Below are 26,851 nucleotides of genomic sequence, written 5' to 3'. Positions count from 1 at the left end.
TTACCCGGGAATGTCCTATCCGGATTCCATCTTTTTTAGATTATTTTCTGATTTATTTTTCAGACCGCTCGAGATGATCTCTAATGCTTTGGCAACGTGTACATTAATGGTCTTTATTGAGATGTTCAACATTTCGGCTATTTCTTTATAGGGTAGGCGTTCTATCTTGGCAAGAACGAAGACTACCTTGCATTTGGGAGGAAGTGTTTGAATGAGGCTATTGATTTGGGCTATCTCTTCTTTACTGATCATCTGTTCGTCGGGAGTTTGCAGATTTCCGATTATCTGGAAGCTGTCTATTTCTTCCCAAGAGGTTATTCCATTTGAATTTTCCGCTTTTCGCAGATAAGAGATGGCTTTGTTGTGAGTTAATGTAAGCAACCAGGCTTTTATATTCTTGATTTCTTCTATTTCTTCCCGGTGCCTCCATACATCCAGAAAGACATCGCTGACTACTTCTTCAGCAGTTTCTTTGGTTCGTACGAAACACTGTGCATAGTAGAACAAGTCTTTCGAGTAGCTATTCACAAAATGACGGAAAGAAGCTTCTTCTCCTTTCTTTATCTTGCTGATATATTCGATGTCGTTGTTCATATATAGAGTAATGGTTGCTATATGTGTGCTGCAAAAATATAAAATATAAACTTCTTTTCTTTATATTTATTATATTCTTTCGTTCTTTAATTTAATAATATGTGGTATTTAAAGGTTGGATTAACTTTTCCTGCTTTTATTTGCATGTTTTGTGTTAACCATAAATGAAAGGCGGGATACTGTCAAAGTGCCCCGCCTTTTGCATCTGTGTTTTGTGGGTTGATAGTAATAAGTTTATTCTGCCACCAGTTCTATTACTCGGCTATTGGTCTGTGAAGTAGTGAATGCATTCAACCCAACTTTCATAAGGTAATCACCGGAGAAAGTTTTTTCATTACCCGGTAGATTCGATTTCCGGCCCGGCATTAGATTAATTTCTTTCACCCGGTACATTTTTCCGGCATCAAGTCCCTGGAGCTTAATCGGGAGCAGTTTCTCGCCAAAGCGGGGATGGATATCATATGCGAAGAGAACAGCTTTCGAAGCATCCGGTGCGGCATACATAATCGCCATGTGATTGCTTTCATATGGAGAGATGAGGCGGTATTGATCACCATCCAGTATGACAGGCTTCAGGCGCTTATAATTTGCCACGGCTTCTTGGCAATAAGTCAGTTCGTCCGCTTTCATATCTTTCAGGCCGATGTCGAATCCCAATTTACACATGCTGGCAACATCGGTACGGAACTTTACACTCGTCCTGCTGTTCCAACTTGTAACATGGGCACACATGGCTTTGGAAGGGAAGAATTGTGAAAAACCCCACTGGATGAACAAACGCTCTATCGGATCGGTATTGTCCGAACACCAAAACTCTGTGAAGTATTTCAGTGCTTCGTAGTCGCAACGTGCACCACCGCCGGAACATAGCATCATCGGAACATTGGGGTATTTTTCTTTGACCCGTTTCAATACATTATATATACCGCGTACATGATCGATATAGAGTTGTCCTTGTTTGTCTTTCAGATAGGGAGAATAGATATTGGTGATGGGGCTGTTGCAATCCCACTTAAAGAAAGCTACATCAGGGTTTTCCGTCATAATCTTATCGACTACGCCGAATACGAAATCCTGTACTTTGGGGTTGCTCAGGTCGAGTACCAATTGATTACGGTAATAATAAGTTTCACGGTTCGGATAATGGATTGCCCAATCGGGATGTGCTTCGAACAGATCACTTTGAGGATTCACCATCTCCGGTTCTATCCAGATACCGAATTTGACACCAGCTTCTTTCGCTTTCTCTACTAATGCAGGGATACCTCCGGGAAGTTTGCTTTTCATTGCTTCCCAATCGCCCAGGCCGGCATGATCGTCGTTGCGTGGATGTTTATTCCCAAACCAGCCATCGTCGAGCAGAAACATATCTACACCCAGATGTTTGGCTTCTTTCATCAATTTACCCAATAACTCTTCATCGAAAGTGAAATAAGTGTTCTCCCAATTATTGAGGAGAGTCATCCGGTCTCCCTGGCCATCTTTCAGTTGGTAGTTGCGTGCCCAGTTGTGTAAATTGCGGCTGGCTTCTCCCGTACCGTTGTTACTCAGGGTAAAGATAAATTCCGGGGTAGTGAATATTTCGTTTGCTTTTAATTGATAATCCGAAGCATACGGGTTGATGGCAGGGATTACCCGCAAGTTCCCCTCGTTGTCTACCTCAAAAGTAAACTGGAAGTTGCCTGTCCAGCCAATGGTACCCAATATTACTTGTCCCTGATGTTCTTGTGCAGGCTGTTCCAGTCCGAGTTCGAAGAAAGGTTGCATGTGCATGGCTGCGCGGCTTCCTAATTTTGTATCGAGAATTTTTTTGCCCGGTTGCAGCTGTTGTGTACTCATCTGTACCTCTTTGGCCCAGTCACTGCTGAATTCGGTGAGATAATATTTTTGGTTTGCGAAATAAAGCATCGTTGAAGCATAACGCCATAGAGTGACCGGTTTCTTCTGTTGATGCGTGATCTCACTCCATGTCTTGATTACATTTTGTTTAGGATAAGATACATAGTGCAACGTCACATCTACCGGATACTGGTCGTCTTTCATCCGGATGATGGTCTCTGTCCCTCCTTCTACTGTTTTCTGTTCCGAGGACACATAACGCAGGATGGTACTGGGGTTACCGTCGTTGTTTGTAATGGCTACAGCCGGTTCGAAATAGTCTTCCCCACCGGATCCCGGATATACTTCCCATCCGCGGGATCGCCCTGAAAGGTGGCTCAGGTCCCGGTCGTTTAATAGTTTGTCACCCAGATAAGCCTGATATAGACGTCCGTTCGGAGCGACTTCTAAAATAAGGTCTGTCCGTTCTGTCGAGATGCGAATCTGCTTCGATTCTTGTGCACTTACATGGAGGCAGGCTGTAAGAACCAATAGTGTTGCAAGTAATTTTTTCATGGTATTATTATTGATGTTATAAAATATGCATTGTGCATGCAAAGTAAAGGAAACTTCGCTATATTCACAAATGAAACGAAAGGAAACAAACGGGAATCCATACTTCTGTTTGTTAAGTGGTTCTCCGGCAAGTAGTGCAACTTTCAGGGCAGATTCCTTTATTGCGGGAATTATCGTTCCGCTACTTTGTTTTTGCATAACATAAAATTGTGTAATTTTGGAGAGCTAAAAATAAAGGAGGATGAAAACAAGTCTGAAACTAATTCCGGGAGCTATGCTTGTGCTTCTTTTTCTGATTACCGCCTGCAATCTCTACAGGCGACCGATTCCCGATGAGATGATAGGAGAGCATAGGATTCACCGTGCTGACGGCTTCATGACCCAGGACTATCGTTTGGCGATTAATCCGGTCAATGATTCGGTATATGATATTAAGTTGTGGGAGAAAAAGAGCTCCTCAAGAAAGCCGGAGCAGATATATTATGATGGATTACGTTTCCATTACCGGGATACTGTGCATATTTCCACGAAACGCGTCACGAGCGGTACGGAAACTTATCGGGTAAATAAAAGACGGGTAACACGAGATAAGAATCCTCGTACGTGGTATACTATTCGGCTGAGCAGTGGCGGATTTGTAATGTCTGATTCATTGATAGAGCGGCAAGGCGTTTCCGACGAGCAACACCGGAAGTGGCTTTACAAACAGTATGGCAAATTGACTTTCCGCGAAGGGAAAATTGTTTTTCTGAACAGTCGTTGTCCGGCGTTTTATTTAAAGAAGCAGGAGAGATGAAGCGTTTTGTATCTGCTCCCATTTTTCGGGACTGGCAGCAGCAAAAGGCAAAAATATTTGGTTATCTCGTTTAGATTCAATACTTTTAGGCTTTCGTTAAACCTTTAAATATTGTACGTCTATGGATAGCATCCTTTTCTGGCTTGTTCCGCTTGCCTCTGTTCTGGCTCTCTGTTTTGCGCTCTATTTTCATAAGCAAATGATGAAAGAGAGCGAAGGTACTCCGCAAATGATTAAGATTGCCGCTGCTGTACGTCGGGGCGCTATGTCTTATCTGAAGCAACAGTATAAGATTGTTGGCTGGGTCTTTCTGGGACTCGTGATTCTGTTCTCTGTAATGGCTTATGGTTTTCAGGTACAGAATGCCTGGGTACCGATAGCTTTTCTGACCGGGGGCTTTTTCTCCGGACTTTCGGGTTTTCTGGGAATGAAAACTGCCACTTATGCTTCGGCACGTACTGCTAACGCTGCGCGTACGTCACTGAATGCCGGACTTAGGATTGCCTTCCGAAGTGGGGCTGTGATGGGACTGGTGGTAGTAGGGTTGGGGTTGCTCGACATCTCTTTCTGGTATTTGTTGCTTAACTGGGCGATTCCTGCTGATGCACTGACACCTACCCATAAACTCTGTATCATTACCACTACGATGCTCACTTTCGGTATGGGTGCCAGTACACAGGCGCTCTTTGCCCGTGTAGGCGGGGGAATTTATACAAAGGCCGCTGATGTGGGAGCCGATCTTGTAGGTAAAGTTGAGGCCGGCATTCCGGAAGACGATCCGCGTAATCCTGCTACCATTGCCGATAATGTAGGTGATAATGTAGGCGATGTGGCAGGTATGGGTGCCGACTTGTATGAATCTTATTGTGGTTCTATTCTGGCAACGGCTGCTTTGGGTGCTGCCGCCTTTATTCATACGGGTGATACGGTGATGCAGTTTAAAGCTGTGATTGCCCCGATGCTGATTGCTGCTATCGGTATCATTCTTTCCATTATCGGTATTTTCTCTGTCCGCACCAAGGAGAATGCCACCATGAAGGATCTGCTTGGTTCGTTGGCTTGGGGAACAAATCTGAGCTCGGCTTTGATTGTAGTGGCTACTTTTTTCATCCTATGGCTCTTGCGACTGGACAACTGGATGTGGATTTCGTGTGCGGTAGTTGTAGGGCTGGTTGTGGGTATTGTCATCGGTCGTTCGACGGAATATTATACTTCTCAATCCTATCGTCCTACTCAGAAGTTGAGTGAAAGCGGTAAAACCGGTCCCGCCACAGTTATTATTTCAGGTATCGGGCTTGGTATGTTATCTACGGCTATTCCGGTGGTTGCGGTGGTGATCGGCATCATTGCCTCCTATTTGCTGGCTTCCGGTTTCGACTTCGACAATGTAGGAATGGGGCTTTATGGCATCGGTATCGCTGCTGTCGGTATGCTTTCTACATTGGGTATCACGCTTGCTACGGATGCTTATGGCCCGATAGCAGATAATGCCGGTGGCAATGCAGAAATGTCCGCTTTGGGTAAAGAGGTCCGTAAACGTACCGATGCGCTCGATTCGCTGGGAAATACAACGGCGGCTACCGGAAAAGGGTTTGCCATTGGTTCGGCAGCTCTGACAGGATTGGCATTGCTGGCATCTTATATCGAGGAGATCCGTATCGGACTGACCCGTTTGGGTAATCTGGAACTGACCTTCCCGAATGGAGATACCATTACTACGGCTAATGCCACCTTTGTAGACTTCATGAATTACTATGAAGTAAACCTGATGAATCCGAAAGTACTTTCCGGTATGTTCCTCGGTTCGATGATGGCATTCCTGTTTTGTGGACTGACTATGAATGCAGTCGGTCGTGCGGCCGGACACATGGTAGATGAAGTACGACGTCAGTTCCGCGAGATGAAAGGTATCCTGACCGGAGAGACCGAACCGGATTACGAGCGTTGCGTCGCTATCTCTACGAAAGGAGCACAACGTGAAATGGTGGTTCCTTCTCTGATTGCCATCGTTGCGCCGATTCTTACCGGGCTGATATTTGGTGTCCCCGGTGTATTAGGCTTGCTGATTGGCGGATTGAGCAGTGGGTTTGTACTTGCCATTTTCATGGCCAATGCCGGCGGAGCATGGGATAATGCGAAGAAATATGTGGAAGAAGGGAACTTTGGCGGTAAAGGCAGCGAGGTACACAAAGCTACAGTGGTGGGTGATACTGTCGGTGATCCGTTTAAAGATACGTCCGGTCCGAGCCTGAATATCCTGATTAAACTGATGAGCATGGTTGCTATCGTCATGGCGGGATTGACTGTTGCCTGGAGCCTGTTCTGAGTTCTAAAAAAGATCGTTTTATCCTTCTCCTACAGAAAATGTGTTTCGATCTTCCATCTTCCACCTTTTAATGACCAATTGCTTGTATCATTGTGTGTTAACAAGGTGGAAGATGCGTTTTTAAGGCCGTTTATCTTCCACCTCTATCTTCCATCTTCCACCCTCTTTCAGGGAGGTTGGTTTAATGTTAAATATCTGGGAGTTAGATAGATGAAACTGCTTTTCTATGGATAAATGTCAGTAATAGCATTTTGCTTTCCTTCATACCTTTAGCGATTATGGTTTGAAGTTTATCCCGGCCCGCATACCCGGGCTCATAAGCCCGGGTATGCGGGCCCATGGGCACAGGTATACGGGCTCATCAGCCCGGGTACAAGGGCCGGGATAAAGTTACGGTAACAGATGCTTGTTCTCTTATTCTTAATGTGTTATAGATGCTATGACGGATGCTTGCTTTCTTCTTAATCTTTTTGCAGAAAAGGTAGATGTTCCTATTCCGGATAGTAAGATGAGATTCGGTTTGTTCTGTTGTTCATTTCCGTTTAATTGATTACATTTGCCATGTTAAATAAAAGAAACGATGCTCTTACCCTGGTTAAACGAAGAACTGATAGAAGCCGGTTGTGATGAAGCCGGACGTGGTTGTCTGGCGGGTGCGGTTTATGCCGCTGCTGTGATCCTGCCCAAAGATTTTGAGAACGAGTTGTTGAATGACTCCAAGCAGTTGTCCGAGAAACAACGTTATGCTTTGCGCGAAGTGATTGAACGGGAAGCCATCGCTTGGGCAGTCGGCATTGTTTCACCCGAAGAGATTGATAAGATAAACATCCTGAATGCTTCGTTTCTTGCCATGCACCGGGCAGTAGATGGGCTAAAAACCCGTCCTCAGCATCTGCTGATCGATGGAAACCGTTTCAGGAAATATCCCGATATTCCCCACACCACCGTCGTAAAGGGAGACGGCAAGTATCTTTCGATAGCTGCCGCCTCTATTCTTGCAAAAACGTATCGTGACGACTATATGAATGGGCTGCATCAGGAATTTCCATGTTACGGCTGGGACCATAACAAGGGGTACCCGACGAAAAAACACCGTGCGGCTATTGCCGAAAACGGTGTTACTCCTTATCATCGTATGACCTTCAACCTGTTAGGCGATGCACAGCTGGAGTTGTTTCCTAAATAGACGATTCTTTATCAGAACCACTTTATTTTCCTGAAGATAACAAAAGAAAGAGCCGACAGGAGTACGGATATCAGAATAATCAGCATGAAGGCATGAGGCATCTCTTCCAGGTGTATATCCACATTCATGCCATAAAAACTGGCTATTAACGTGGGGATCATCAATGTGATGGAAAGGCTTGTCATGCGTTTCATGATGGCGTTCACATTGTTTGAGATGATAGACGCAAAGGCATCCATCGTCCCTGTGAGAATATCGCTGTAAATGTTGACCGTATTGAACGCCTGCTTCAGTTCAATGATAACGTCTTCCACCAACTCTTCATCCAGAAAGTCGGTATCTTGAAAGATGGTTTTCAGTTTACCGATCATCACTTCGTTGCCGCGGATGGAGGTGTTGAAGTAGACCAGTGTCTTCTGCAACTTCATCAAGCGTAGCAAATCTTCGTTACGGATGCTGCGTTCCAATTCCTTTTCGGCAGCGGTGATGTCAATATTTATCTGTTTCAGGTACTTCAGGAACCAGACTGCCGAGGAATAAATCAGGCGGAAAATCAGATCGAGTTTGTTGCGCACTTCGATTCCTTTCCGGCGGGTATGCTCGATGAAATCCGGAATCATATCCGTCTGATGGTAACATACCGAAACAATGATTTCATTGTTGGTGATGATGCCGATGGGGACGGTGATGTAGGGGAGGCTGCTTTGAGTGTTCTGTACCGGTATGCGCAGAATGGTCAGCAGCCAGTTACCTTCGGTTTCCGTTCGCGGGCGTTCATCGGTATCGGCTATATCGTTTAAAAAAGATTCAGGGACTTTCAGCGTTTCGGTCAGGAATTTAAAATCACTGCTGTCCGGGCACACTACGTTGACCCAGCTGTTCGGAAGCCATTGTGCTTTTTCCACAAAGCCGGCTTCACAATAAAGATATGTTCTCATCTTATTGCCTCCTTTCGTTTGTTGATGTCCGAGCAGAGGCATTACCGCAGAATGACTCTGTTCGTGTTAGTTAATACTGTTGCACGTTCGCGGGTTTGAATCGTCCATATTCTGTTTTTTATTTTTAAAGCGGCGCAAAAGTAAGGAAATCATTTCAAATCCACTGCATTTTTTCTTCCTTTTTGTCTGATAGGGAGATAGCTTAACATAGATTAAACGTGTTCGTAATTAACTTTTTTGTACCTTTGCACCCGAAAATCAGAACGACAATTAAATTTTAGAATATTATGAGTAAGAAAGCCCTTTTAATGATTCTTGATGGTTGGGGATTAGGCGACCACGGGAAAGATGACGTAATCTTCAACACTGCTACTCCGTACTGGGATTATCTGATGGAGACCTATCCTCACTCTCAGTTGCAGGCCAGCGGTGAAAACGTAGGTTTGCCCGACGGACAGATGGGTAACTCAGAAGTGGGTCACCTCAATATCGGTGCAGGACGTGTAGTTTATCAGGATTTGGTAAAGATCAACCTCTCTTGCCGTGATAACAGCATCCTGAAGAATCCGGAAATCGTTTCAGCTTTCTCTTATGCAAAAGAAAATGGAAAGAATATCCATTTCATGGGATTGACTTCAGATGGCGGTGTGCACAGTTCTCTGGATCACCTGTTCAAACTTTGTGATATTGCTAAAGAATATAATATTGAGAATACTTTCGTTCATTGCTTTATGGACGGACGTGACACAGACCCGAAAAGCGGTAAAGGCTTTATCGAACAGTTGGAAGCACACTGTGCCAAGTCTACCGGTAAAGTAGCTTCTATTATCGGACGTTACTATGCCATGGACCGTGATAAACGTTGGGAACGTGTGAAAGAGGCATATGACCTGTTGGTAAACGGTATTGGTAAGAAAGCTGCTGACATGGTGCAAGCTATGCAGGAGTCTTACGATGAAGGTGTAACGGATGAGTTCATCAAACCGATTGTGAATGCCAGTGTAGACGGTACCATTAAGGAAGGCGATGTCGTTATTTTCTTCAATTACCGTAATGACCGTGCTAAGGAACTGACAGTCGTTTTGACGCAACAGGATATGCCGGAGGCGGGTATGCACACTATTCCCGGGTTGCAGTATTACTGTATGACTCCGTACGACGCTTCGTTCAAAGGTGTACACATTCTCTTCGACAAGGAAAATGTTGCTAACACACTTGGAGAATATCTGGCTGCTAAAGGAATGAAACAGCTTCACATTGCCGAAACAGAGAAATATGCTCACGTAACATTCTTCTTTAACGGCGGTCGCGAAACTCCGTACGATAACGAGGAACGTATCTTGGTTCCGTCTCCGAAAGTTGCCACTTACGACTTGAAACCGGAGATGAGTGCCTATGAAGTAAAAGATAAATTGGTGGCTGCCATCAACGAGAATAAATACGATTTTATCGTTGTGAATTATGCAAATGGTGACATGGTAGGCCATACCGGTATCTACGAAGCCATTGAGAAAGCGGTAGTTGCGGTAGATGCTTGCGTGAAAGATACCATTGAAGCTGCCAAAGCCCAGGGTTACGAGGCTATCATCATTGCTGACCACGGTAATGCTGACCACGCTCTGAATGAAGACGGTACTCCCAATACGGCTCACTCTTTGAATCCTGTACCCTGTGTATATGTGACAGAAAACAAAGATGCAAAGGTAGCAGACGGACGTTTGGCAGATGTGGCTCCTACTATCCTGAAGATTATGGGATTGGAAGCTCCTGCTGAAATGAACGGTCAAGTTTTAATTAAGTAAAAGCCTGATAAACAGATAGGAGGGCGGAGTTCTACTCCGCCTTTTTTATAGGATAGAATTATGATTCAGATAGATGACGTTGTTGTAAGCCTGGATGTGCTTCGCGAAAAGTTTATATGCAACCTGGATGCCTGCAAAGGTGAATGTTGCATTGAAGGAGATGCCGGGGCTCCGGTAGAACTGGAGGAAGTGGAGAAACTGGAGGAAGTGCTTCCGGTCGTTTGGGACGAATTGTCACCCGAGGCGCGTGCCGTGATAGACAAGCAGGGAGTGGTGTATACCGATCCGGATGGCGATCTGGTGACTTCCATTGTGAACGGAAAGGACTGTGTGTTTACCTGTTATGACGAGAAAGGATATTGTTATTGTGCCATCGAGAAAGCATACCGGGAGGGAAAAGTAAATTTCTATAAACCGGTCTCTTGCCATCTGTATCCCATACGGGTAGGTAATTATGGACCTTATAAGGCGGTAAACTACCATCGGTGGGATGTGTGTAAGGCTGCTGTATTGTTGGGCCGGAAAGAGAATGTGCCTGTCTACCGTTTCCTGAAAGAACCGTTGATTCGCAAGTTTGGTCAGGAGTGGTATGATGAACTGGAAATTGTGGTAAAAGAGTTACAGGATAGAGGGATGATATGAACAGACAAGTAAAGAAGATACTCAAGATCAGTGGCATCACATTGGGCTCTGTACTCTTGGTGCTGCTTGTAGCCATTGCTTTCGTGATTAATTTTATCGTAACTCCGAAGAAACTGACTCCGGTCGTGCTGGATGCTGCCAATCAGACTCTGAATGCACACTTGGATATGGAAAGCGTAGAATTGACTTTCTTTTCGACTTTCCCACAATTTGGACTGAAAGTTAAGAACGGCTCTCTGGTGTCCAGAACTTTGAATGATAGTAATTGGTGTAAAACCGATTCATTGCTTTCTTTCAAAGAGTGTGTGCTGACTGTAAACCCGGTGGCATATTGGACGGAGAATCGTATCGTCGTTCATAATCTCTCTTTGGACAAAGTATCAGTGTATGCCTACCGGGACAAGGCCGGACAGGCAAACTGGGAAGTGACCCGTGCTTCGGCAGATACGATTCCGGAGGATACTGTGTCTGCTGACTTTAATAGCGAAATTGATATCCGGAATATCGAACTTAAACATGCCAATCTCATTTTCGATGACCGGAATACGGATATCTATTCGCGGATAGATGATGCTAATCTGAAGTTGAGACTTTCATTGACAAAAGGTGTTTCTACCCTGGGACTGAAGTTCGACAATAAGAATATACTTTTCTGGCAACAGGGGGAATTGCTGGTCAATAAGATAGCTACTTCTCTTCGGACGGATATTACGGTGGATCGTCAGACTGCTGTCTGGAAACTGAAAGATACGGAGCTTAATGTAAATGGGATTCAATTGGATGTGAACGGGGCATTCCGTCGGGATACTGTGGCAAAAACGATCGGTATGGATCTGGAGTATGGCTTGCATGCTCCATCTATGGAGACAGTACTTCGAATGATTCCGAAAGCATATGTGAAAGACAGTAAAGTCTCGGCCAAAGGGGAGGTTACTGTCAGTGGCAGGGTGAGAGGCGTATATGGTGACAAAAAGTTACCGGCTGTGTCATTGAAGATCGGTATTAAAGAGGCTTCGGCACAATACAAGGGTTTGCCGTATGGCATTGATGAGGTGACGGCGGATTTTGATGCGTATGTCGATCTGATGCGTCATCAGCCTTCTTATCTGAATCTGAAAATCTTCCACTTTAAGGGGGCGCATACCGAAGTACTGGCCGATGCGAAAGTAGACGACTTGTTGAATGATCCGTTGATCACTTTTCATACCAAGTCGACCGTTGACCTGGATGCACTTGCCAAAACCTTTCCGTTACAGGAAAGTGTGACGATCCGGGGTAAACTGGATGCGGATATGAGAATGAAGTGTCGTCTTTCTACTTTGAAGAAGCAGGACATCGGACGTATGAAGTTGGGAGGCAAGCTCGAACTGAATGATTTTGAATTGAAAGATACCGCTAAAGATTTCAATTTCCTGGGTAATGCGACTTTCCGTTTCCGTGATAACGAGACTTTGCAGGCTCAGGTGGATATCCGGAAACTGGTGTTGAGAAGCCGTTTGGTTTCTTCTGATATTGAACGGTTGGTTGCCAACGTAACTTCTACTAATCCGCAGGATACTACCCGTATCGTTTCTTTGCAGTGCGATATGGAAGTAAGTAAGCTTCGTGCTTCGATGGGAGATTCGATAAAGTTATACAGTGCCCGTGCTAAGGCCCAAGCGGCTTTGGAACCTCAGGAAGCGGATGTAACAAAGCCGGCAGTTGATTTCTCGCTTCGTGCCGATTCGCTTTTCTTCAGTGCGGCGGAGACTCGTATGGCTATGAATGTGGCCGGCATCAAGATGAAAGCTGAGAAATTGAATGACTCTTTGTGGGTGCCTAAGGGAATCGTTGGTTTCGACCGTTTGCGTTTCCGTACACCGGAGTTCGGATTGCCCATCCGTATGGCAAAGACAGCGGTAACAGTCGATGGGCCGAAAATCAGGCTGAAGAATGCTTCTGTCCGTATCGGACGTTCTGACATGACGGCTACCGGTGATATGGAGGGCGTTTACAGGGCTATGACGAAAGGCGAGAAGCTGACAGCGCATTTATCCCTTACTTCCAATCTGATAGATTGCAATCAATTAATTAATTCATTGTCTTTCCCTCAGGACACTACGGAAGTGCTTACCGACAGTGTGCCTTCGGAGATGAAGTTATTCGTGATTCCCCGAAACATAGATTTTGAACTGCAGACAGATTTGAAAAAGGTAGTTTTTGAAAAAATGCTTTTTGAAAATGTGCATGGTGCGGTGGATATTAAAAATCAGGCCATACATCTGGAAGACCTTTCGATGCGCGCTCTCGATGCGGATATGAAAGCGGTAATGGTTTATAAGGCCAGTAGCCCGCGTGGTGGATATGCCGGTTTCGATCTCAAAATCCGGAATATCAATATTGCAAAGCTGGTTGATTTCGTGCCTTCACTCGACACGATAGTGCCCATGCTTCGTTCTTTTAAAGGGCGTGTTATGTTTGATGTGGCAGCCGATGCCCGCTTGGATTCGGCTATGAATATCCGTATCCCGACTTTGCGCTCGGCTATTCATATCAAAGGGGACAGTCTGGTTCTGATGGATGGAGAAACCTTTGCTGAGATTTCGAAGATGTTGATGTTTAAGAATAAGAAGGAAAATGTATTCGACAGTATTTCTGTCAATGTGACGGTACATGACGGTAATGTGACCGTTTATCCGTTCCTCGTAGAGATAGACCGTTATAAAGCGGCTATCGGCGGTGAACAAGGACTGGATATGAATTTTAATTATCATATTTCCATTCTTAAATCGCCATTGCCGTTTAAAGCCGGAGTAAATATTACAGGTAATCTGGATAAAATGAAATTCCGCATTGGCAAGGCTAAGTATAAAGATGCGGTTACCCCCGCTGCAGTGCATCGGGTGGACAGTACCCGTGTGAATATGGGTAACGAGATTGTTAACCGCTTCCGGAGAGTAATTACCGGACGAAGGCCCAGATAAAAAGATAATCAAAGAAAAGCGCCGGTCCGAAGGATTTTCCTTCAGTACCGGCGCTTCTTCGTTGTAAGATGTGAGGTTGGTGTTTATATTACGAATTATGCATCGATATTTGCATACGTTGCATTCTCTTCTATGAATTCGCGGCGTGGTCCTACATCTTCACCCATTAACATGGAAAAGATATAATCGGCTTCTGCTGCGTTGTCAATATTAACTTGTTTCAGCATACGGTTTTCAGGGTCCATGGTTGTTTCCCACAACTGCTGGGCGTTCATTTCACCCAAACCTTTGTAACGTTGTGTATGAATTGCATTTTCCGAACCGCCACCGTAAGTGTCGATAAACTTCTGGCGTTGTGCATCTGTCCAGCAATACTCTTCTACTTTACCTTTTTTGCAGAGATAGAGTGGGGGAGTTGCGATATAGAGATACCCATTCTGTATGATTTGCGGCATATACCGGAAGAAGAAGGTCATGATCAGTGTGTCGATGTGTGAACCATCGACGTCGGCATCGGTCATGATGATGATCTTGTGATAGCGCAACTTATCGATATTGGCAGCCTTACTGTCTTCTTCAGTGCCGATGGTAACGCCTAAGGCGGTGTAGATATTGCGTATTTCTTCACTCTCAAGAGCTTTGTGATACATTGCTTTCTCTACGTTCAGAATCTTACCGCGTAGTGGAAGGATGGCTTGGAATGCACGGTTACGGCCTTGTTTGGCTGTACCGCCTGCTGAATCTCCCTCGACGAGGAACAATTCGCACTTTTGCGGGTCTTTATCCGAACAGTCAGCCAGTTTTCCCGGTAGCCCGCCTCCTGACATGGGGGATTTGCGTTGAACCATTTCACGTGCTTTACGTGCAGCGTGGCGGGCAGTGGCAGCCAGAATCACCTTGTCTACAATGGCTTTTGCTTCTTTCGGGTGTTCTTCCAGATAATAGTTCAGTACTTCACCTACAGCCTGGTCGACAGCACCCATCACTTCGTTGTTTCCCAACTTGGTTTTAGTCTGTCCTTCAAATTGAGGTTCAGCAACTTTTACAGAGATCACGGCTGTAAGTCCTTCACGGAAGTCATCACCGGAGATTTCTATTTTGACCTTTTCCAGCATTTTGCTGTCTTCTGCATACTTTTTCAGTGTACGGGTCAAGGCACGGCGGAAACCTGCCAGATGCGTACCGCCTTCTATTGTATTGATATTATTGACATACGAGTGGATATTCTCAGAGAATCCGGTATTATACATGATAGCTACCTCGATGGGGATGTTCTGCTTCTCCGTGTTCAAATAGATCACATCGTTAATCAAGTGTTCGCGTGACGATTCTATGAAGCGTACGAACTCTCTTAAACCTTCTTCCGAGTAGAAAGTTTCGTGTTTGAAGCTACCGTCTTCGTTTATTACACGTCGGTCTGTCAGTGAGATGCGTAATCCCGCATTCAAGTAAGCCAGCTCACGTAAGCGTGAAGCCAGAATCTTGTAGTCATAGACTGTTTCGGTAAAGATACTGTCGTCAGGCCAGAATTGTTGTTTGGTTCCTGTATGGTCGGCTGTTCCTACTTCTTTGACTGCATAAAGGGGCTTGCCGATTTCGTATTCCTGCTGGTAGATTTTACCGTTACGGAATACCTGGGTGGTCATGTGTGTAGACAATGCATTTACACAAGACATACCGACACCGTGCAAACCTCCGGATACTTTATACGAGCCTTTATCGAATTTACCTCCGGCATGTAGCACAGTCATGGCAACTTCAAGGGCAGATTTCTGCTCTTTTTCGTGGAAATCTACGGGGATACCACGGCCATTGTCCTGTACGGTGATAGAGTTATCTTCGTTGATAGTTACTTCGATATGGTCGCAATAACCAGCCAATGCTTCGTCGATAGAGTTGTCGACAATTTCATATACCAAGTGATGAAGTCCCTTTACGCTGATGTCACCAATGTACATAGCAGGGCGTTTTCTAACTGCTTCAAGTCCTTCCAATACTTGGATACTATCTGCTGAATAAGACCCGTTATTGGTGGGATTCTGTTCTTCGCTCATAATTTGATTCCTAATTATAATAACAGAGCAAATATAGTGAAAATATCTGAGTTAGAGAAGAATGAAGAGTGAAAAAAGAAGAATTTAAAGTAAACCGGATGGGATGGTTTTAAACATGAAAAGCCGAACTAAAAAGTTCGGCTCTCAATATTGTATAGAGTCTGTTATAAGTCTTATTTCTTAAGCAAGCTTATTGATGTAAATAGCCAACTTAGATTTCAAGTTGTTAGCTTTATTCTTATGAATAACATTTGTTTTAGCTAACTTGTCTACCATCTTAGTGATGCTTGGGTACATAGCAGTTGCTTCTGCTTTGTCAGTAGTTGAACGAAGTTTTCTAACAGCATTTCTCATGGTTTTACCATAATATCTGTTGCGAAGTCTTCTGCTTTCTTCTTGTCTGATTCTCTTGATTGATGATTTATGATTTGCCATCTCGACTAATCTGTTTTAATTCGTTTATTTTTTTAATTGTAGCCCGTGGGGGAATCGAACCCCCCTTTCAAGAATGAAAATCTTGCGTCCTAACCGATAGACGAACGGGCCATCCTGTATTGAGCATTTCTGCTCTTTTTGTTTCGCTTTGCTTTCGTTCTGTATCGTTGTTTCCCGATTGCGAGTGCAAAGGTAGACCTTTTTTTGAAACTACCAAACTATTTGCAGAAAAAAATTCCAATTATTTTTGATAGATATATTATTTTTCTTTGTTTATTTATTGATAATCAGTGATATATGTTCTTTTTACGTTTTGTTCGGGATATAAACTTTTTTTTGAGATAGGAGTCTTTGATTGTCTATTCACACTTTTTTCGTAGCTTTGTTACCCGAAAGAAAAGTTAGAGATATGCTGCAAAAAACAGTTGGAATCGTTCTTCATATACTAAAGTATAACGATACTTCAAATATCGTTGAGATGTATACTGAGCTTTCAGGACGTGCATCTTTTCTGGTTGCTGTGCCACGCTCTAAGAAGGCTGCTGTCAAATCAGTACTATTCCAGCCGTTGGCGCTGATTGAGTTTGAGGCAGATTATCGGCCGAATACTTCGCTTTTCAGAATTAAGGAAGCTAAATCCTTTAGTCCGTTCGCCTCCATTCCTTATGATCCTTTTAAATCGGCTATAGCTCTTTTCCTTGCGGAATTTCTTTATCGTGCCATTCGCGAAGAGGCGGAGAACCGCCCATTGTTTGCCTATTTACAGCATTCTATCTTGTGGTTGGATGCTTGTAAGATTAGCTTTGCCAACTTTCATCTGGTGTTTCTGATGCGTCTTTCCCGCTTTCTGGGATTGTACCCCAATCTGGATGATTATCATACGGGTGACTATTTTGATATGTTGAATGCTAACTTTACTTCGGTTCGTCCTCAACTTCATTCTTGCTATATCCAGCCTGATGAAGCTGGGAGATTACTGCAATTGATGCGTATGAACTATGAAACAATGCACCTTTTCGGAATGAACCGTACGGAAAGGGCCCGATGCCTGGCTATTATTAATGAGTATTACCGGTTACATCTTCCTGATTTTCCTGTACTGAAATCATTGGATGTATTGAAGGAATTATTTGATTAGTATCTCTTGCCCATTTCTGTGTACTTCATTTGGCTTTGGTAATCCGTGTCTGTAAACAATCTACCCCCGGATGTAATTCTGATGTACATCCGGGGGTAGATTTCTTGTAAAAGAGAGTGTAGCTATTGTGTAGCTTCTCTTATAAGCAGGATTTATACGTTGAGATTATCCCAACAACTCTTTTACTTTAGTTGAAATAGCGCGTCCTTCGGCCAATCCGGCAAGTTTCTTGGAGGCTACTCCCATTACCTTTCCCATATCTTTACCACTGGTAGCACCTACTTCAGCAATAATCTCTTTCAGTGCAGCTTCCAGTTCTTCGGCAGTCATTTGTTTCGGTAAATAGGTTTCCATGACTTGTACTTGTGCCAATTCTGCATCGGCTAAGTCCTGACGACCCTGTCCTATATATATTTCTGCAGCATCTTTACCTTGTTTTACCAGTTTTTGCACGATTTTCAGTGCATCTGCGTCTGTAAGGATGTCATTGGCTCCCGGAGCAGTTTTAGCTTCCAGAAAGAACTTCTTTACATTTCTAAGGGTTTCAAGGGCTACTTTATCTTTCGCTTTCATTGCGTTTTTAATGTCTTCGCTGACTCTTTCGAATAAATCCATGATGTTATGTTATATTATGATTTAACGATTTACGGTTTATAATTGGTAAATCCGGGTTAATGATCGATATATTTAGCTATTTATTAAAATGTGATAACTCCACTGTCATCTATAGCTTCTTCAGTAGCTATCTCTTCTTCCAATGCGGCTTTTGCTTTGATCTTACCCAAAGTCGTTTTGTCGCGAAGGTAAGTAGGAGAGTCTTCTACCATGGCGATGATATCATCATTGTCCAGATCTTCCGGATTGAAGAGATAGATATGACGGCGTTTCCGCAGGTTGCGTGTTCCGATGCCACTGGCACTTTCACCATATGCTTTACGAATGCGCTCTTTGTTCTTTTCCTTCTCTTCTTCCAGCTGCAACTGACGTTCTTCTTCTTCCTGGCTGCGTTTCTCGTGTAGGTCGTCCATACCTGGTACGTCTTCCACACCGAAACCGGTAGCAAGCACAGTGATCTTCACTTTCGTATCCAGTGAGGTATCCATAGCCACACCCCAGATCACTTCTACACCTTCGCGGAATTTGCTCATAAACTCGTGCACTTCATTCATTTCCTCCATCATCAGTTCGGAAGCAGGACAGAACGAAACATTCAGCATGACTTTCTTCGCATTGAAGATGTCATTGTTATTGAGTAACGGTGAATGGAGTGCGTCGTCGATTGCTTTGGTTACGCGGTTTTCTCCTTCACCGAATCCGGTACTCATGATGGCTACACCACCGTCTTTGAGGATTGTTTTTACATCAGCGAAGTCCAGGTTTACCGTACCCCGCATGGTGATGATTTCGGCAATACTTTTGGCTGCGATTGACAGTGTGTCATCTGCCTTGCCGAATGCGTTCATAAAGGTCAGGTCGGAATAAATTTCACGCAGGCGTTCGTTATTGATCACCAACAAAGCGTCTACATGTTGGGCAATGCGTTCTACTCCATCCAGAGCCTGGATAATTTTCTTTTCGCCTTCAAAGATAAAAGGGATGGTAACGATTCCGACAGTCAGGATATCCATCTCTTTAGCGATACGGGCGATGACGGGGGCTGCTCCGGTTCCGGTACCTCCGCCCATTCCGGCAGTGATAAATACCATCTTGGTACCATCATTCAGCAGGTTTTTTATGTCTTCGATGCTCTCTTCGGCAGCATCACGTGCACGCTCCGGACGGTTTCCGGCACCGAGTCCTTGCGTGATGGAACGTCCCAGTTGCAGTTTGACCGGTACAGGAGACTCAGCCAATGCCTGGTTGTCGGTATTGCAGAGAACGAATGTCACGTCGTGTATGCCTTCCCGGTACATGTGGTTGACGGCGTTACCTCCACCACCTCCTACACCAATCACTTTGATGATTTTCGGCGAATCTGTAGGGAAATCGAATTGTACTATCTCGTCCATATTATATTGTATTATGAATTATCACTTTATTTCATATCTTCATCGGAGAAAATCTCATTAGAAAGTTTGTCGAAAGTCGATTTAAACCAATTCGGTTTGTTTCTTCTTTCTTCTTCTCTTCTTTTTTTCTCCTCCAGTTTACGTTGCTTTTCTTCTTCTTTCCGTCTTTTTTCCTCTTCCTCTTTTTTCTTTTTGGCAGCACGTGCAGCGGCTTCCTGTTCTTTCAGACTCTCATCTTCTTCAAACATATTCACCGGTTCGGGTTGAGGCTGAGGTTGTACATGCGGCTGGGGAGCAGGTGTCTCTTGCAGGCAACAGTTTTCATTGCCGGCAGCAAGCAGTCCGAATAAGGTGTTCTGTGTACCGTCTTTCTTCACAACATCTTCGTCTGCATGAATGGTGTTGCGTACGAATCGTGCGCTTCTCACCTTTTCTATCTTACTTCGTTTACGGAGAGCTTCGTCCAGGTTTTTCAGATTGGAGGCTCCTCCTGTAATGATAAGTCCGGCCAACAGTTTATCATCATACCCTGAAAGTTGAATCTGATTCCATACGTTTGCGATAATTTCTTCAGTACGCGCCTCGATGATATTATTCAGTTTGCCGAGTTCTACGGTTCTACCTCCTTCTTCCAGTTGGCAGGTAGCAGGTTCTTCGCCTTCTTCCTCTTCGTAAAAGGCGTTACCATATCTGATTTTCAGGCGTTCGCCTTCTTCCTCTTCTATCTGAAGGGAAACGAGATCATGAGTAATGCTGTTTCCTCCTAATGGCAGTACGGTAAGGAATCGGAGAATGTTATTCTTATAGATGGAAATAGTCGATGTGTCGGCTCCGAAATCAATCAGTGCACAGCCGGAACGTCTCTCACTTTCCGTCAGCACTGCATCTGCAGTAACCAGCGGGGAGATCAATAAATCTGCTATTTCAATTTTAGCTTGTTCGAAACAGCGTTCCAGGTTTTTCTTGAGCGAAGCACGTGCCACAATGTTCAGAAAGCGTCCTTCAATATGGCTTCCTGCCACACCGACGGGATCTGCCTGGAGATTGTTTCCAATTTTGTATTCTTGCGGAGCAACGTCCAGTATATCCATATCGATCAGTGGTATCTCAAGATTTTCATCACAGATGGAGTCGACTAATTCCTGAGAGATAATGGTCTCCTCCTCAAGATCGCGACTAACTACATTGCGTACCGTACGGAGCGATTGCCCCCCGATACCCACATAGATCTTGGCAATTGAGTTGTTGAGAGCACCCTCCAGCTTATTGATGATGGAGGTCAGGCTCTGTGCCGTTTTATCCAGATTGTAAATCACTCCTTTCCGGATGAATGAAGACGAATCCTCCCTGGCATAAGCTAATACCTGTATGCTTCCATCACTATTCTTCTTTCCGGCTATACCGGCTATTTTCGATGAACCCAGTTCAATAGCGGCGATAAAATCTGTTGTTGCCATATAAAATTCTATTTTATTCCCTTTTGTATTATAGACTCATCTCTTTAACACAAAGGTACGTTTAGCTGTTTACGAATTATTGTTTCTTTTTTGTGCAGATAATCTGATTACCGAATTCCAGGCTGATGCGTGAATATTTGTTCCATCCCACCTGGTTCAGCCCTTTTTCGTAAAAGGTCTTCAATCGTCCCAGTTTATCCTCAAAATGTTCTAACTTGCCCAGATAGATAATATGATTACCTACACGGGGAATCAATTCGATCTCTTTCCCGGGGAGCACGTTTATTTGCACAATCTGGGCTTCCCAGAACGGATTGTTTTGCAAAAATACACCAAACTTATATAAATCCTTCATTGCAAACGACTTTTCTACATTTCCGGTGACAATTGCCCGGTGTGCTACGCATTTTGCATCGGGAGGCATCACTTTACCTTTGTTATCCAGATAGTAGTTTTCACCATTGTTGCTCATGATGCGGAGAATCGGTACACGTTGTGTCACTTCCACGCAAAGTTTGCCGCTTGGAGTTTTATAGCATTGTGCTTCATTGATCAGCGGATGCTTGTTCAACTCTTTTTCCAGCGTTTTGGTGTGAATGCGGTCCATTTTCTTTCCAACGGGATAAATGCCTTTCTTTTGCAGGATGGCAGCTACCTCGTTTTTAGTGACGAAACCGGCATTGAGCGTATCCTTTATTACTAATTCCATGTCGCGGCAGACCTGATGGGCAGGTTTGCTGTTGAATACTGTCACAGCCGCTACGAGATAGGCTATGAGAAGTAACATGACGATGGTCAGAAGGATTCTTTTTATCATGAGGAAATTTATTGTTTTGACGATTTACAAATTAATTGTCCGATGGAGTTATCCTTCGGGTCAATAGTTCACAAATATCCGGGACATAGCTATCTATGTCTCCTGCTCCCAACGTGATCAACACCTCGATATGCTTCGTTTTCAGCACATCGAGTATTTCCTCTTTCTTACACATGCTTTTTTCAATACCCGGACGTAGGTTATCATATATCAGTTGACTGGTTACCCCTGGAATAGGCTGTTCACGCGCCGGATAGATATCTACCAGTATTACTTCGTCGAGTAGCGACAAGCTATCGGCAAAGTCTTTATAGAAGTCCCGTGTACGGGTATAGAGGTGTGGCTGAAAAACAGCGGTGATCTTTTTATCCCGGTAGAGTTCACGCATGGACATCACACTCTGTTTGATTTCGGAGGGATGATGAGCGTAATCACTCAGGAACACGATCTGGTCGTTTTTGATCTTGAAGTCGAATCGACGGTCCACACCTCGGAAACTTGCCATTCCTTGTTTGATTTCTTCGGCGGTCACTCCATTGAGATAGGCAAGTGCCATGGCAGCGACTCCATTCTCTATATTGATACTTACGGGCACTCCCAGCTGAATGTTGTCGATGCGAATATCCGGTCCTATAAAATCGATGAAGATTTCTCCGTTTCCAATGCGAATGTTTTCAGCATGGAAGTCTCCTTTATCGCGTGAATAGGTGTAAATCTTGACACCCTCTTGCACTTTAGGCTGAAGAGAAATGCCTTCGCGGATGATCAGTGCCCCTCCCGGCTGGATTAATGTGGTATAGTGCTCAAAGCTTTCCAGATAAGCCTGTTCGGTTCCATAAATATCCAGATGATCCGGATCGGTTGCGGTAATGACAGACATATATGGAGACAGCCAGTGGAATGAACGGTCGAATTCGTCAGCTTCGATTACGGTATACGGACTGCTTGGAGAGAGTAACAGATTCGTTCCATAATTTTTGGAAATACCTCCCAAAAAGGCAGTGCAGCCTATATGCGAGTGATGAAGCAGATGGGCCGTCATCGTTGATGTAGTGGTTTTACCATGTGTACCGGCTACACAAAGCCCTTTACTGGAATGGGTGATGGTGCCTAATACTTGTGCACGTTTTTGTATTTCGAATCCGTTGTCACGGAAGTAGGTCAATTCGGCATGTTCCTGAGGTACGGCAGGAGTTAAAACGACCAGTGTCGTGGCCGGGTCTTTACAGGCATCCGGGATAAGATTGATATTTTCTTCGTAATGAATCTGTGCTCCTTCTTCTATAAGGTGTTGAGTCAGTTCACTGGGGGTACGGTCATAGCCTGCCACTACCTTCCCTTTAGAAAGGAAATAGCGTACGAGGGCACTCATTCCGATACCTCCTGCACCGACAAAATATACAGATTGAATAGTTTCTATGTTCATGGCTGTTGTGCTAATTTTATAACTTCTTTTGCTATCACGATGGCAGAATCTGGTAGGGCCAGGTGAGCGATGTTTTCACTAAGTTCTTTTAGTTTTCCGGAATCTGCTATGGTTTCTAATGCCACGGATAATAATTTCTCTTCCGCTTCTGCGTCCTTTACGTAGATGGCAGCTCGTTTGTTCACCAATGCCAATGCATTTTTGGTTTGGTGATCTTCTGCTACGTTGGGAGACGGAACCAGGATAACTGCTTTATTCAACAGGCAGAATTCGGAAATGGAGCCGGCACCTGCACGCGAAATAACCAAGTCGGCAGCAGCATAAGCGGCAGCCATATCTTTAATGAAGTCTGTCACATACAGATTAGGAATGTTTCCGGCAACTTTTACGGCTTCCGTTACTTGCTGGTAATAGATTTTTCCTGTTTGCCAGATGAATTGTACATTTTTAGTCTGACGAATCAGCTGCAATCCGGCAATCAATGTATTATTGATTGTGCGGGCGCCCAGGCTTCCCCCCAGAATCAGAATGGTTTTCTTCTCCGGATCCAGTCCGAAAGAGCGAATAGCTTGTTTTTGTTCCGGCTTCTCCGTTAACAGATTCTGACGTACCGGGTTGCCTGTCATAATGATTTTGCTGCCCGGAAAGAATTTTTCCATCCCATCATATGCTACACAGATTTTCCGTGCTTTCTTTGCCAATAGTTTGTTGGTTACTCCGGCATATGAGTTTTGCTCCTGTATTAAGGTGGGTACACCCATCATTCCGGCCATTTTTAATGTCGGACCGCTTGCATATCCGCCTACTCCTACTGCTACCTGTGGACGGAACTGACGGATAATGCTGCGCGCTTTCCATTGGCTGCGTGCCAATTTCAGTAATACGGCAACATTTTTCCACAAATGTTTGCGATCGAATCCTGCTACGGGTAATCCGATGATCTGATAGCCTGCATCCGGTACTCGTTGCATCTCCATTCTTCCTTCGGCTCCTACAAACAGGATTTGTGCATCGGGACGTAATTCTTTTATGGCGTTTGCAATGGATATAGCCGGAAAAATATGTCCTCCGGTACCACCGCCACTGATGATGATCCTTAAAATGTCATCCCGTCCCTCTTTATTATTTTCCTTATTCATATCACTCTTCAAATTTAGCATCACTGTTTAAGACTTCCGCTGTAGGCTCAGCTGCTGTTTGGGCTTCGCTTGCAACGGTTTCACTCCCTTCTTCTCCGGTAAGGAGGGGAGCGGGATTATCTTTTTTCTCTTCCAGATAAGCGGTATAACGGCTGACACTCAATATCATTCCGATATAGGCGCAGTTGATCAGGGTACTTGTCCCTCCTTTACTGATTAGTGGTAAGGGCTGTCCTGTGACAGGAAACAAACCGACAGCTACCATCATGTTCAATATGGCTTGTGATACCAGCATCAAGGCGATTCCCATGACAAGGAATGCCGGAAATGTACGTTCACATTTCTGGGCGATTCGGCCTGTTCGAACCAACAGCCAGATGTAGAGAATAACCACAAAGGCTCCTCCTACCAGCCCCAACTCTTCAATGATAATGGCAAAAATGAAATCGGAGAATGCCTGACTCAGGAAATCGCGTTGAATCGAGTTTCCCGGAGCTTTACCTATCACGTTACTGGTAGCAATGGCTATACGTGCATGGGCTATCTGGGCATCTTTGTCAATATCGAACTTTGCAGCCGGTACTTCCTCTTTCTCAGTGAAGTTGGTGATACGGCTTTTCCAGGTATCAAAGCGGTGGAGGAACGGAATGTCGGTGTCTTTAGGTATGGCCAGCAGGAAGATTACTCCCAGACACCCAGCCAGTGCCAGTCCACCTAATAACATAGCTAACTTTTTGAAGGCGACACGCCCGATGAACATCATCAGTACTACGACTCCGAACAGCAGCATAGCTGTCGAAAGATTTTCCGGAGCAATGAGCATGCACACCAGTCCGGTCAGTATCATTATATATTTAAAGGCTTTTGGATTGGCTCCTTCATCATCCTGTTTTTTGGAAAGAATAAAGGAAACCGCAATGATTACTGCCATCTTGGCCAGTTCCGAAGGTTGAAACTGTAATCCCATAAAACTCATCCAGCGGGCAGCCCCATTTACACGGTCGCCTGTGATGACTCCCATCAATGTGACGAAAGCTAACAACACTACCGAAATGGGGTACAGGAAGACCGGGAACACCTGAAACCATTTATAAGGGATGTTGTGCATCAAAACCACCACGATTGCACCGATCATCAGGATGATGGAATGCTGTGTGATGGGTCCCCAGTGATCACCACTTTTATAAGTCAGTGTACTGGCAGCACTAAACACCTCTATAATAGAGATGAGGCAGAGGCAAAGGAAAATGATCCAGATTACCTTATCACCTTTGAATATGTTCTTTAATAAATCCACGGCTTTTAGTTTTTAGCTCTTAGGAGTCCTGCCTTTTTAAAGCTCAGAGACTCTTATTTCATAATTCTCTTACATACTTCTTAAATTGGTCACCCCGGTCCTCATAACTCTTAAAAAGGTCGAATGAAGCACAGCACGGGCTTAACAATACCGTTTCACCTTTTTTTGCCAGTTTGTAGGCTGCTTCTACAGCATCCTTCATGCCGGTTTGTACTTCTGCTACGGGAAGTCCCAGGCGATCAAAGAACTCATGGAGTTTTTCGTTGTGCAATCCAAGGTAAACCAATGCCGAGCATTTTTCCCGAACCAGCTCCTCTATTTCCGTATAATCATTCCCTTTATCTTTACCCCCGAGGATCAACACTGTTTTGGTGGTCATACTTTGCAGAGCGTACCAGCAAGAGTTGACGTTGGTTGCTTTGGAGTCGTTGATAAAATCAATCCCCCGTACACGTGCTACTTTTTCCAAACGGTGCTCTACCCCTTGAAAATCGCTGAGCGCCCTTCGTATATTCTCTTTGGTAATGCCGGCCAGATTTGCAGAAATCCCGGCAGCTAAAGAGTTATAAAGGTTATGTTGTCCCGTCAAAGCCAATTGTTCCTGCTCCATGTTGAAGGCAATTGGTGCGGTAATCACTACTTCATGGTCTTCTACATAAGCGATAGACCCTTCTTCTTTAATTGCCGAGAATGGATACAGGTGGGCACAGATGCCGTGTTTATCCAGTTCACGTTTGATGATAGGGTCATCATTCCAGAAGATAAAAGCGTCTTCTGATGTCTGGTTCTGTGTAATACGGAATTTTGCGTTGATATAGTTCTGCATGCAGTGATCGTATCGGTCCAGATGGTCTGGTGTGATATTCATCAGCACGGCGATATCCGCACGGAACTTATACATATTATCCAGCTGGAATGAACTCAGTTCAATTACATAATAGTCATGCTCCTCTTCCGCTACTTGTAATGCCAGGCTCTTACCAATGTTGCCGGCAAGTCCCACATTTAATCCGGCACTTTTAAAGATGTGATAGATAAGTGAGGTCGTAGTTGTTTTTCCGTTCGAACCGGTGATACAGATCATCTTTGCATCAGTGTATCTGCCGGCAAATTCTATTTCAGAGATAATAGGCGTACCCTGCTCTTTCAATTTCAGAATTAGGGGGGCGTCATTAGGAATTCCGGGGCTCTTCACCACTTCATCTGCATTCAGAATCCGTTCTTCTGTGTGCCGGCCTTCCTCCCAGGCAATGCCATGGCTGTCAAGGAGAGTTTTATACTTATCCTTGATGGCAGACATATCCGATACAAAAGTATCGAATCCTTTTACTTTTGCCAGAACGGCTGCTCCCGCACCGCTTTCACCGGCTCCTAATACTACAATTCTTTTCATGATTTTTAGTTATGGTTTATCAACCGGAGTTTTGTGTACGGTCGG

General features: G+C 44.5%; 20 protein-coding genes and 1 tRNA gene. 7 read left to right on the top strand and 14 right to left on the bottom strand.

All coding sequences use genetic code 11. From position 1 onward, the window contains the following. Positions 1–15 precede the first annotated feature (15 nt). Complete coding sequence (locus tag KO473_RS04835) at positions 16–594, bottom strand: RNA polymerase sigma-70 factor (RefSeq protein WP_122130136.1); 579 nt, start codon at positions 592–594, stop codon at positions 16–18. Positions 595–828: 234 nt separating this feature from the next. Then, positions 829–2,988 (bottom strand): alpha-galactosidase, encoded by a 2,160-nt coding sequence (locus tag KO473_RS04830; RefSeq protein ID WP_122130165.1) that lies wholly within the window; start codon positions 2,986–2,988, stop codon positions 829–831. 241 nt (positions 2,989–3,229) lie between these two features. Between KO473_RS04830 and KO473_RS04825 the strand changes: the two genes are divergently transcribed. The 3 genes from KO473_RS04825 (at position 3,230) to KO473_RS04815 (ending at position 7,296) form a co-directional block, all read left to right on the top strand. Beyond that, the gene (locus tag KO473_RS04825; RefSeq protein ID WP_005779307.1) at positions 3,230–3,784 is read left to right on the top strand and encodes a hypothetical protein; all 555 of its coding nucleotides are present in this window, start codon (positions 3,230–3,232) and stop codon (positions 3,782–3,784) included. 121 nt (positions 3,785–3,905) lie between these two features. Further along, entirely contained in the window at positions 3,906–6,110 is a 2,205-nt protein-coding gene (locus KO473_RS04820) for a sodium-translocating pyrophosphatase (RefSeq protein ID WP_005779303.1), read from the top strand. A 580-nt stretch (positions 6,111–6,690) separates the two neighbouring features. Continuing rightward, positions 6,691–7,296, top strand: coding sequence for a ribonuclease HII (locus KO473_RS04815; RefSeq protein ID WP_005822775.1), 606 nt, complete (start codon positions 6,691–6,693; stop codon positions 7,294–7,296). An 11-nt stretch (positions 7,297–7,307) separates the two neighbouring features. Here the strand turns inward: KO473_RS04815 and KO473_RS04810 are convergent, their stop codons facing one another. Then, entirely contained in the window at positions 7,308–8,234 is a 927-nt protein-coding gene (locus tag KO473_RS04810) for a magnesium transporter CorA family protein (RefSeq protein WP_005779298.1), read from the bottom strand. A 287-nt stretch (positions 8,235–8,521) separates the two neighbouring features. Between KO473_RS04810 and gpmI the strand changes: the two genes are divergently transcribed. The 3 genes from gpmI to KO473_RS04795 are packed head-to-tail and all read left to right on the top strand — an operon-like array spanning position 8,522 to position 13,641. Beyond that, positions 8,522–10,036 (top strand): 2,3-bisphosphoglycerate-independent phosphoglycerate mutase, encoded by a 1,515-nt coding sequence (gene gpmI / locus KO473_RS04805; protein WP_005812161.1) that lies wholly within the window; start codon positions 8,522–8,524, stop codon positions 10,034–10,036. A 60-nt stretch (positions 10,037–10,096) separates the two neighbouring features. Continuing rightward, the gene (locus KO473_RS04800; protein WP_005779295.1) at positions 10,097–10,678 is read left to right on the top strand and encodes a DUF3109 family protein; all 582 of its coding nucleotides are present in this window, start codon (positions 10,097–10,099) and stop codon (positions 10,676–10,678) included. Then, the gene (locus KO473_RS04795) at positions 10,675–13,641 is read left to right on the top strand and encodes an AsmA family protein (RefSeq protein ID WP_005822776.1); all 2,967 of its coding nucleotides are present in this window, start codon (positions 10,675–10,677) and stop codon (positions 13,639–13,641) included. Before KO473_RS04800 ends, KO473_RS04795 begins: the two co-directional genes overlap by 4 nt. 95 nt (positions 13,642–13,736) lie before the next feature. Here KO473_RS04795 and gyrB read toward each other — a convergent pair whose 3' ends face one another. The 3 genes from gyrB to KO473_RS04780 form a co-directional block, all read right to left on the bottom strand. Next, positions 13,737–15,695 carry a DNA topoisomerase (ATP-hydrolyzing) subunit B gene (gyrB, locus tag KO473_RS04790; protein ID WP_005779291.1) on the bottom strand — a complete coding sequence of 653 codons (1,959 nt, stop codon included), beginning with the start codon at positions 15,693–15,695 and terminating at the stop codon, positions 13,737–13,739. A gap of 180 nt (positions 15,696–15,875) precedes the next feature. Then, the gene (gene rpsT / locus KO473_RS04785; RefSeq protein ID WP_005779290.1) at positions 15,876–16,130 is read right to left on the bottom strand and encodes a 30S ribosomal protein S20; all 255 of its coding nucleotides are present in this window, start codon (positions 16,128–16,130) and stop codon (positions 15,876–15,878) included. 39 nt (positions 16,131–16,169) lie between these two features. Continuing rightward, a tRNA-Glu gene (locus tag KO473_RS04780) sits at positions 16,170–16,241 on the bottom strand. 298 nt (positions 16,242–16,539) lie between these two features. Here KO473_RS04780 and recO point away from each other — a divergent pair. Continuing rightward, positions 16,540–17,268, top strand: coding sequence for a DNA repair protein RecO (recO, locus tag KO473_RS04775; RefSeq protein WP_005779289.1), 729 nt, complete (start codon positions 16,540–16,542; stop codon positions 17,266–17,268). 165 nt (positions 17,269–17,433) lie between these two features. Here the strand turns inward: recO and KO473_RS04770 are convergent, their stop codons facing one another. From KO473_RS04770 to murD, 8 genes are all read right to left on the bottom strand, one after another. After that, on the bottom strand, positions 17,434–17,883 hold the full coding sequence (locus KO473_RS04770) for a GatB/YqeY domain-containing protein (RefSeq protein WP_005822777.1): 450 nt from the start codon (positions 17,881–17,883) through the stop codon (positions 17,434–17,436). 83 nt (positions 17,884–17,966) lie between these two features. Then, entirely contained in the window at positions 17,967–19,277 is a 1,311-nt protein-coding gene (gene ftsZ / locus KO473_RS04765) for a cell division protein FtsZ (RefSeq protein ID WP_005779287.1), read from the bottom strand. A 26-nt stretch (positions 19,278–19,303) separates the two neighbouring features. Further along, on the bottom strand, positions 19,304–20,734 hold the full coding sequence (gene ftsA / locus KO473_RS04760) for a cell division protein FtsA (RefSeq protein WP_005822778.1): 1,431 nt from the start codon (positions 20,732–20,734) through the stop codon (positions 19,304–19,306). Positions 20,735–20,810: 76 nt separating this feature from the next. Continuing rightward, positions 20,811–21,551 (bottom strand): cell division protein FtsQ/DivIB, encoded by a 741-nt coding sequence (locus tag KO473_RS04755; RefSeq protein ID WP_005779283.1) that lies wholly within the window; start codon positions 21,549–21,551, stop codon positions 20,811–20,813. Positions 21,552–21,582: 31 nt separating this feature from the next. After that, complete coding sequence (murC, locus tag KO473_RS04750; protein ID WP_005779282.1) at positions 21,583–22,977, bottom strand: UDP-N-acetylmuramate--L-alanine ligase; 1,395 nt, start codon at positions 22,975–22,977, stop codon at positions 21,583–21,585. Next, positions 22,974–24,116 carry an undecaprenyldiphospho-muramoylpentapeptide beta-N-acetylglucosaminyltransferase gene (gene murG, locus KO473_RS04745; RefSeq protein ID WP_005822779.1) on the bottom strand — a complete coding sequence of 381 codons (1,143 nt, stop codon included), beginning with the start codon at positions 24,114–24,116 and terminating at the stop codon, positions 22,974–22,976. The genes murC and murG overlap by 4 nt, the downstream gene beginning before the upstream one ends. Position 24,117: 1 nt before the next feature. Further along, on the bottom strand, positions 24,118–25,413 hold the full coding sequence (locus tag KO473_RS04740; RefSeq protein ID WP_005779278.1) for an FtsW/RodA/SpoVE family cell cycle protein: 1,296 nt from the start codon (positions 25,411–25,413) through the stop codon (positions 24,118–24,120). A 58-nt stretch (positions 25,414–25,471) separates the two neighbouring features. Continuing rightward, the gene (murD, locus tag KO473_RS04735; protein WP_005812148.1) at positions 25,472–26,806 is read right to left on the bottom strand and encodes a UDP-N-acetylmuramoyl-L-alanine--D-glutamate ligase; all 1,335 of its coding nucleotides are present in this window, start codon (positions 26,804–26,806) and stop codon (positions 25,472–25,474) included. Positions 26,807–26,851 lie beyond the last annotated feature (45 nt).

This window comes from Bacteroides sp. HF-4919, assembly GCF_018860125.1.
The sequence above is the reverse complement of the archived record's forward strand: the minus strand, read 5'-3'. Positions and strand labels throughout refer to the sequence as shown.

Bases quoted from the DNA above. Each gene is read 5' to 3' on its own strand.
- ftsZ (WP_005779287.1), bottom strand. From the start codon at position 19,277: ATGGACGAGATAGTACAATTCGATTTCCCTACAGATTCGCCGAAAATC.
- KO473_RS04815 (WP_005822775.1), top strand. From the start codon at position 6,691: ATGCTCTTACCCTGGTTAAACGAAGAACTGATAGAAGCCGGTTGTGAT.
- KO473_RS04830 (WP_122130165.1), bottom strand. From the start codon at position 2,988: ATGAAAAAATTACTTGCAACACTATTGGTTCTTACAGCCTGCCTCCAT.
- gyrB (WP_005779291.1), bottom strand. From the start codon at position 15,695: ATGAGCGAAGAACAGAATCCCACCAATAACGGGTCTTATTCAGCAGAT.
- murD (WP_005812148.1), bottom strand. From the start codon at position 26,806: ATGAAAAGAATTGTAGTATTAGGAGCCGGTGAAAGCGGTGCGGGAGCA.
- KO473_RS04825 (WP_005779307.1), top strand. From the start codon at position 3,230: ATGAAAACAAGTCTGAAACTAATTCCGGGAGCTATGCTTGTGCTTCTT.
- KO473_RS04810 (WP_005779298.1), bottom strand. From the start codon at position 8,234: ATGAGAACATATCTTTATTGTGAAGCCGGCTTTGTGGAAAAAGCACAA.
- recO (WP_005779289.1), top strand. From the start codon at position 16,540: ATGCTGCAAAAAACAGTTGGAATCGTTCTTCATATACTAAAGTATAAC.
- KO473_RS04795 (WP_005822776.1), top strand. From the start codon at position 10,675: ATGAACAGACAAGTAAAGAAGATACTCAAGATCAGTGGCATCACATTG.
- rpsT (WP_005779290.1), bottom strand. From the start codon at position 16,130: ATGGCAAATCATAAATCATCAATCAAGAGAATCAGACAAGAAGAAAGC.
- murG (WP_005822779.1), bottom strand. From the start codon at position 24,116: ATGAATAAGGAAAATAATAAAGAGGGACGGGATGACATTTTAAGGATC.
- KO473_RS04835 (WP_122130136.1), bottom strand. From the start codon at position 594: ATGAACAACGACATCGAATATATCAGCAAGATAAAGAAAGGAGAAGAA.
- KO473_RS04755 (WP_005779283.1), bottom strand. From the start codon at position 21,551: ATGATAAAAAGAATCCTTCTGACCATCGTCATGTTACTTCTCATAGCC.
- KO473_RS04800 (WP_005779295.1), top strand. From the start codon at position 10,097: ATGATTCAGATAGATGACGTTGTTGTAAGCCTGGATGTGCTTCGCGAA.
- KO473_RS04820 (WP_005779303.1), top strand. From the start codon at position 3,906: ATGGATAGCATCCTTTTCTGGCTTGTTCCGCTTGCCTCTGTTCTGGCT.
- murC (WP_005779282.1), bottom strand. From the start codon at position 22,977: ATGAACATAGAAACTATTCAATCTGTATATTTTGTCGGTGCAGGAGGT.
- ftsA (WP_005822778.1), bottom strand. From the start codon at position 20,734: ATGGCAACAACAGATTTTATCGCCGCTATTGAACTGGGTTCATCGAAA.
- KO473_RS04770 (WP_005822777.1), bottom strand. From the start codon at position 17,883: ATGGATTTATTCGAAAGAGTCAGCGAAGACATTAAAAACGCAATGAAA.
- gpmI (WP_005812161.1), top strand. From the start codon at position 8,522: ATGAGTAAGAAAGCCCTTTTAATGATTCTTGATGGTTGGGGATTAGGC.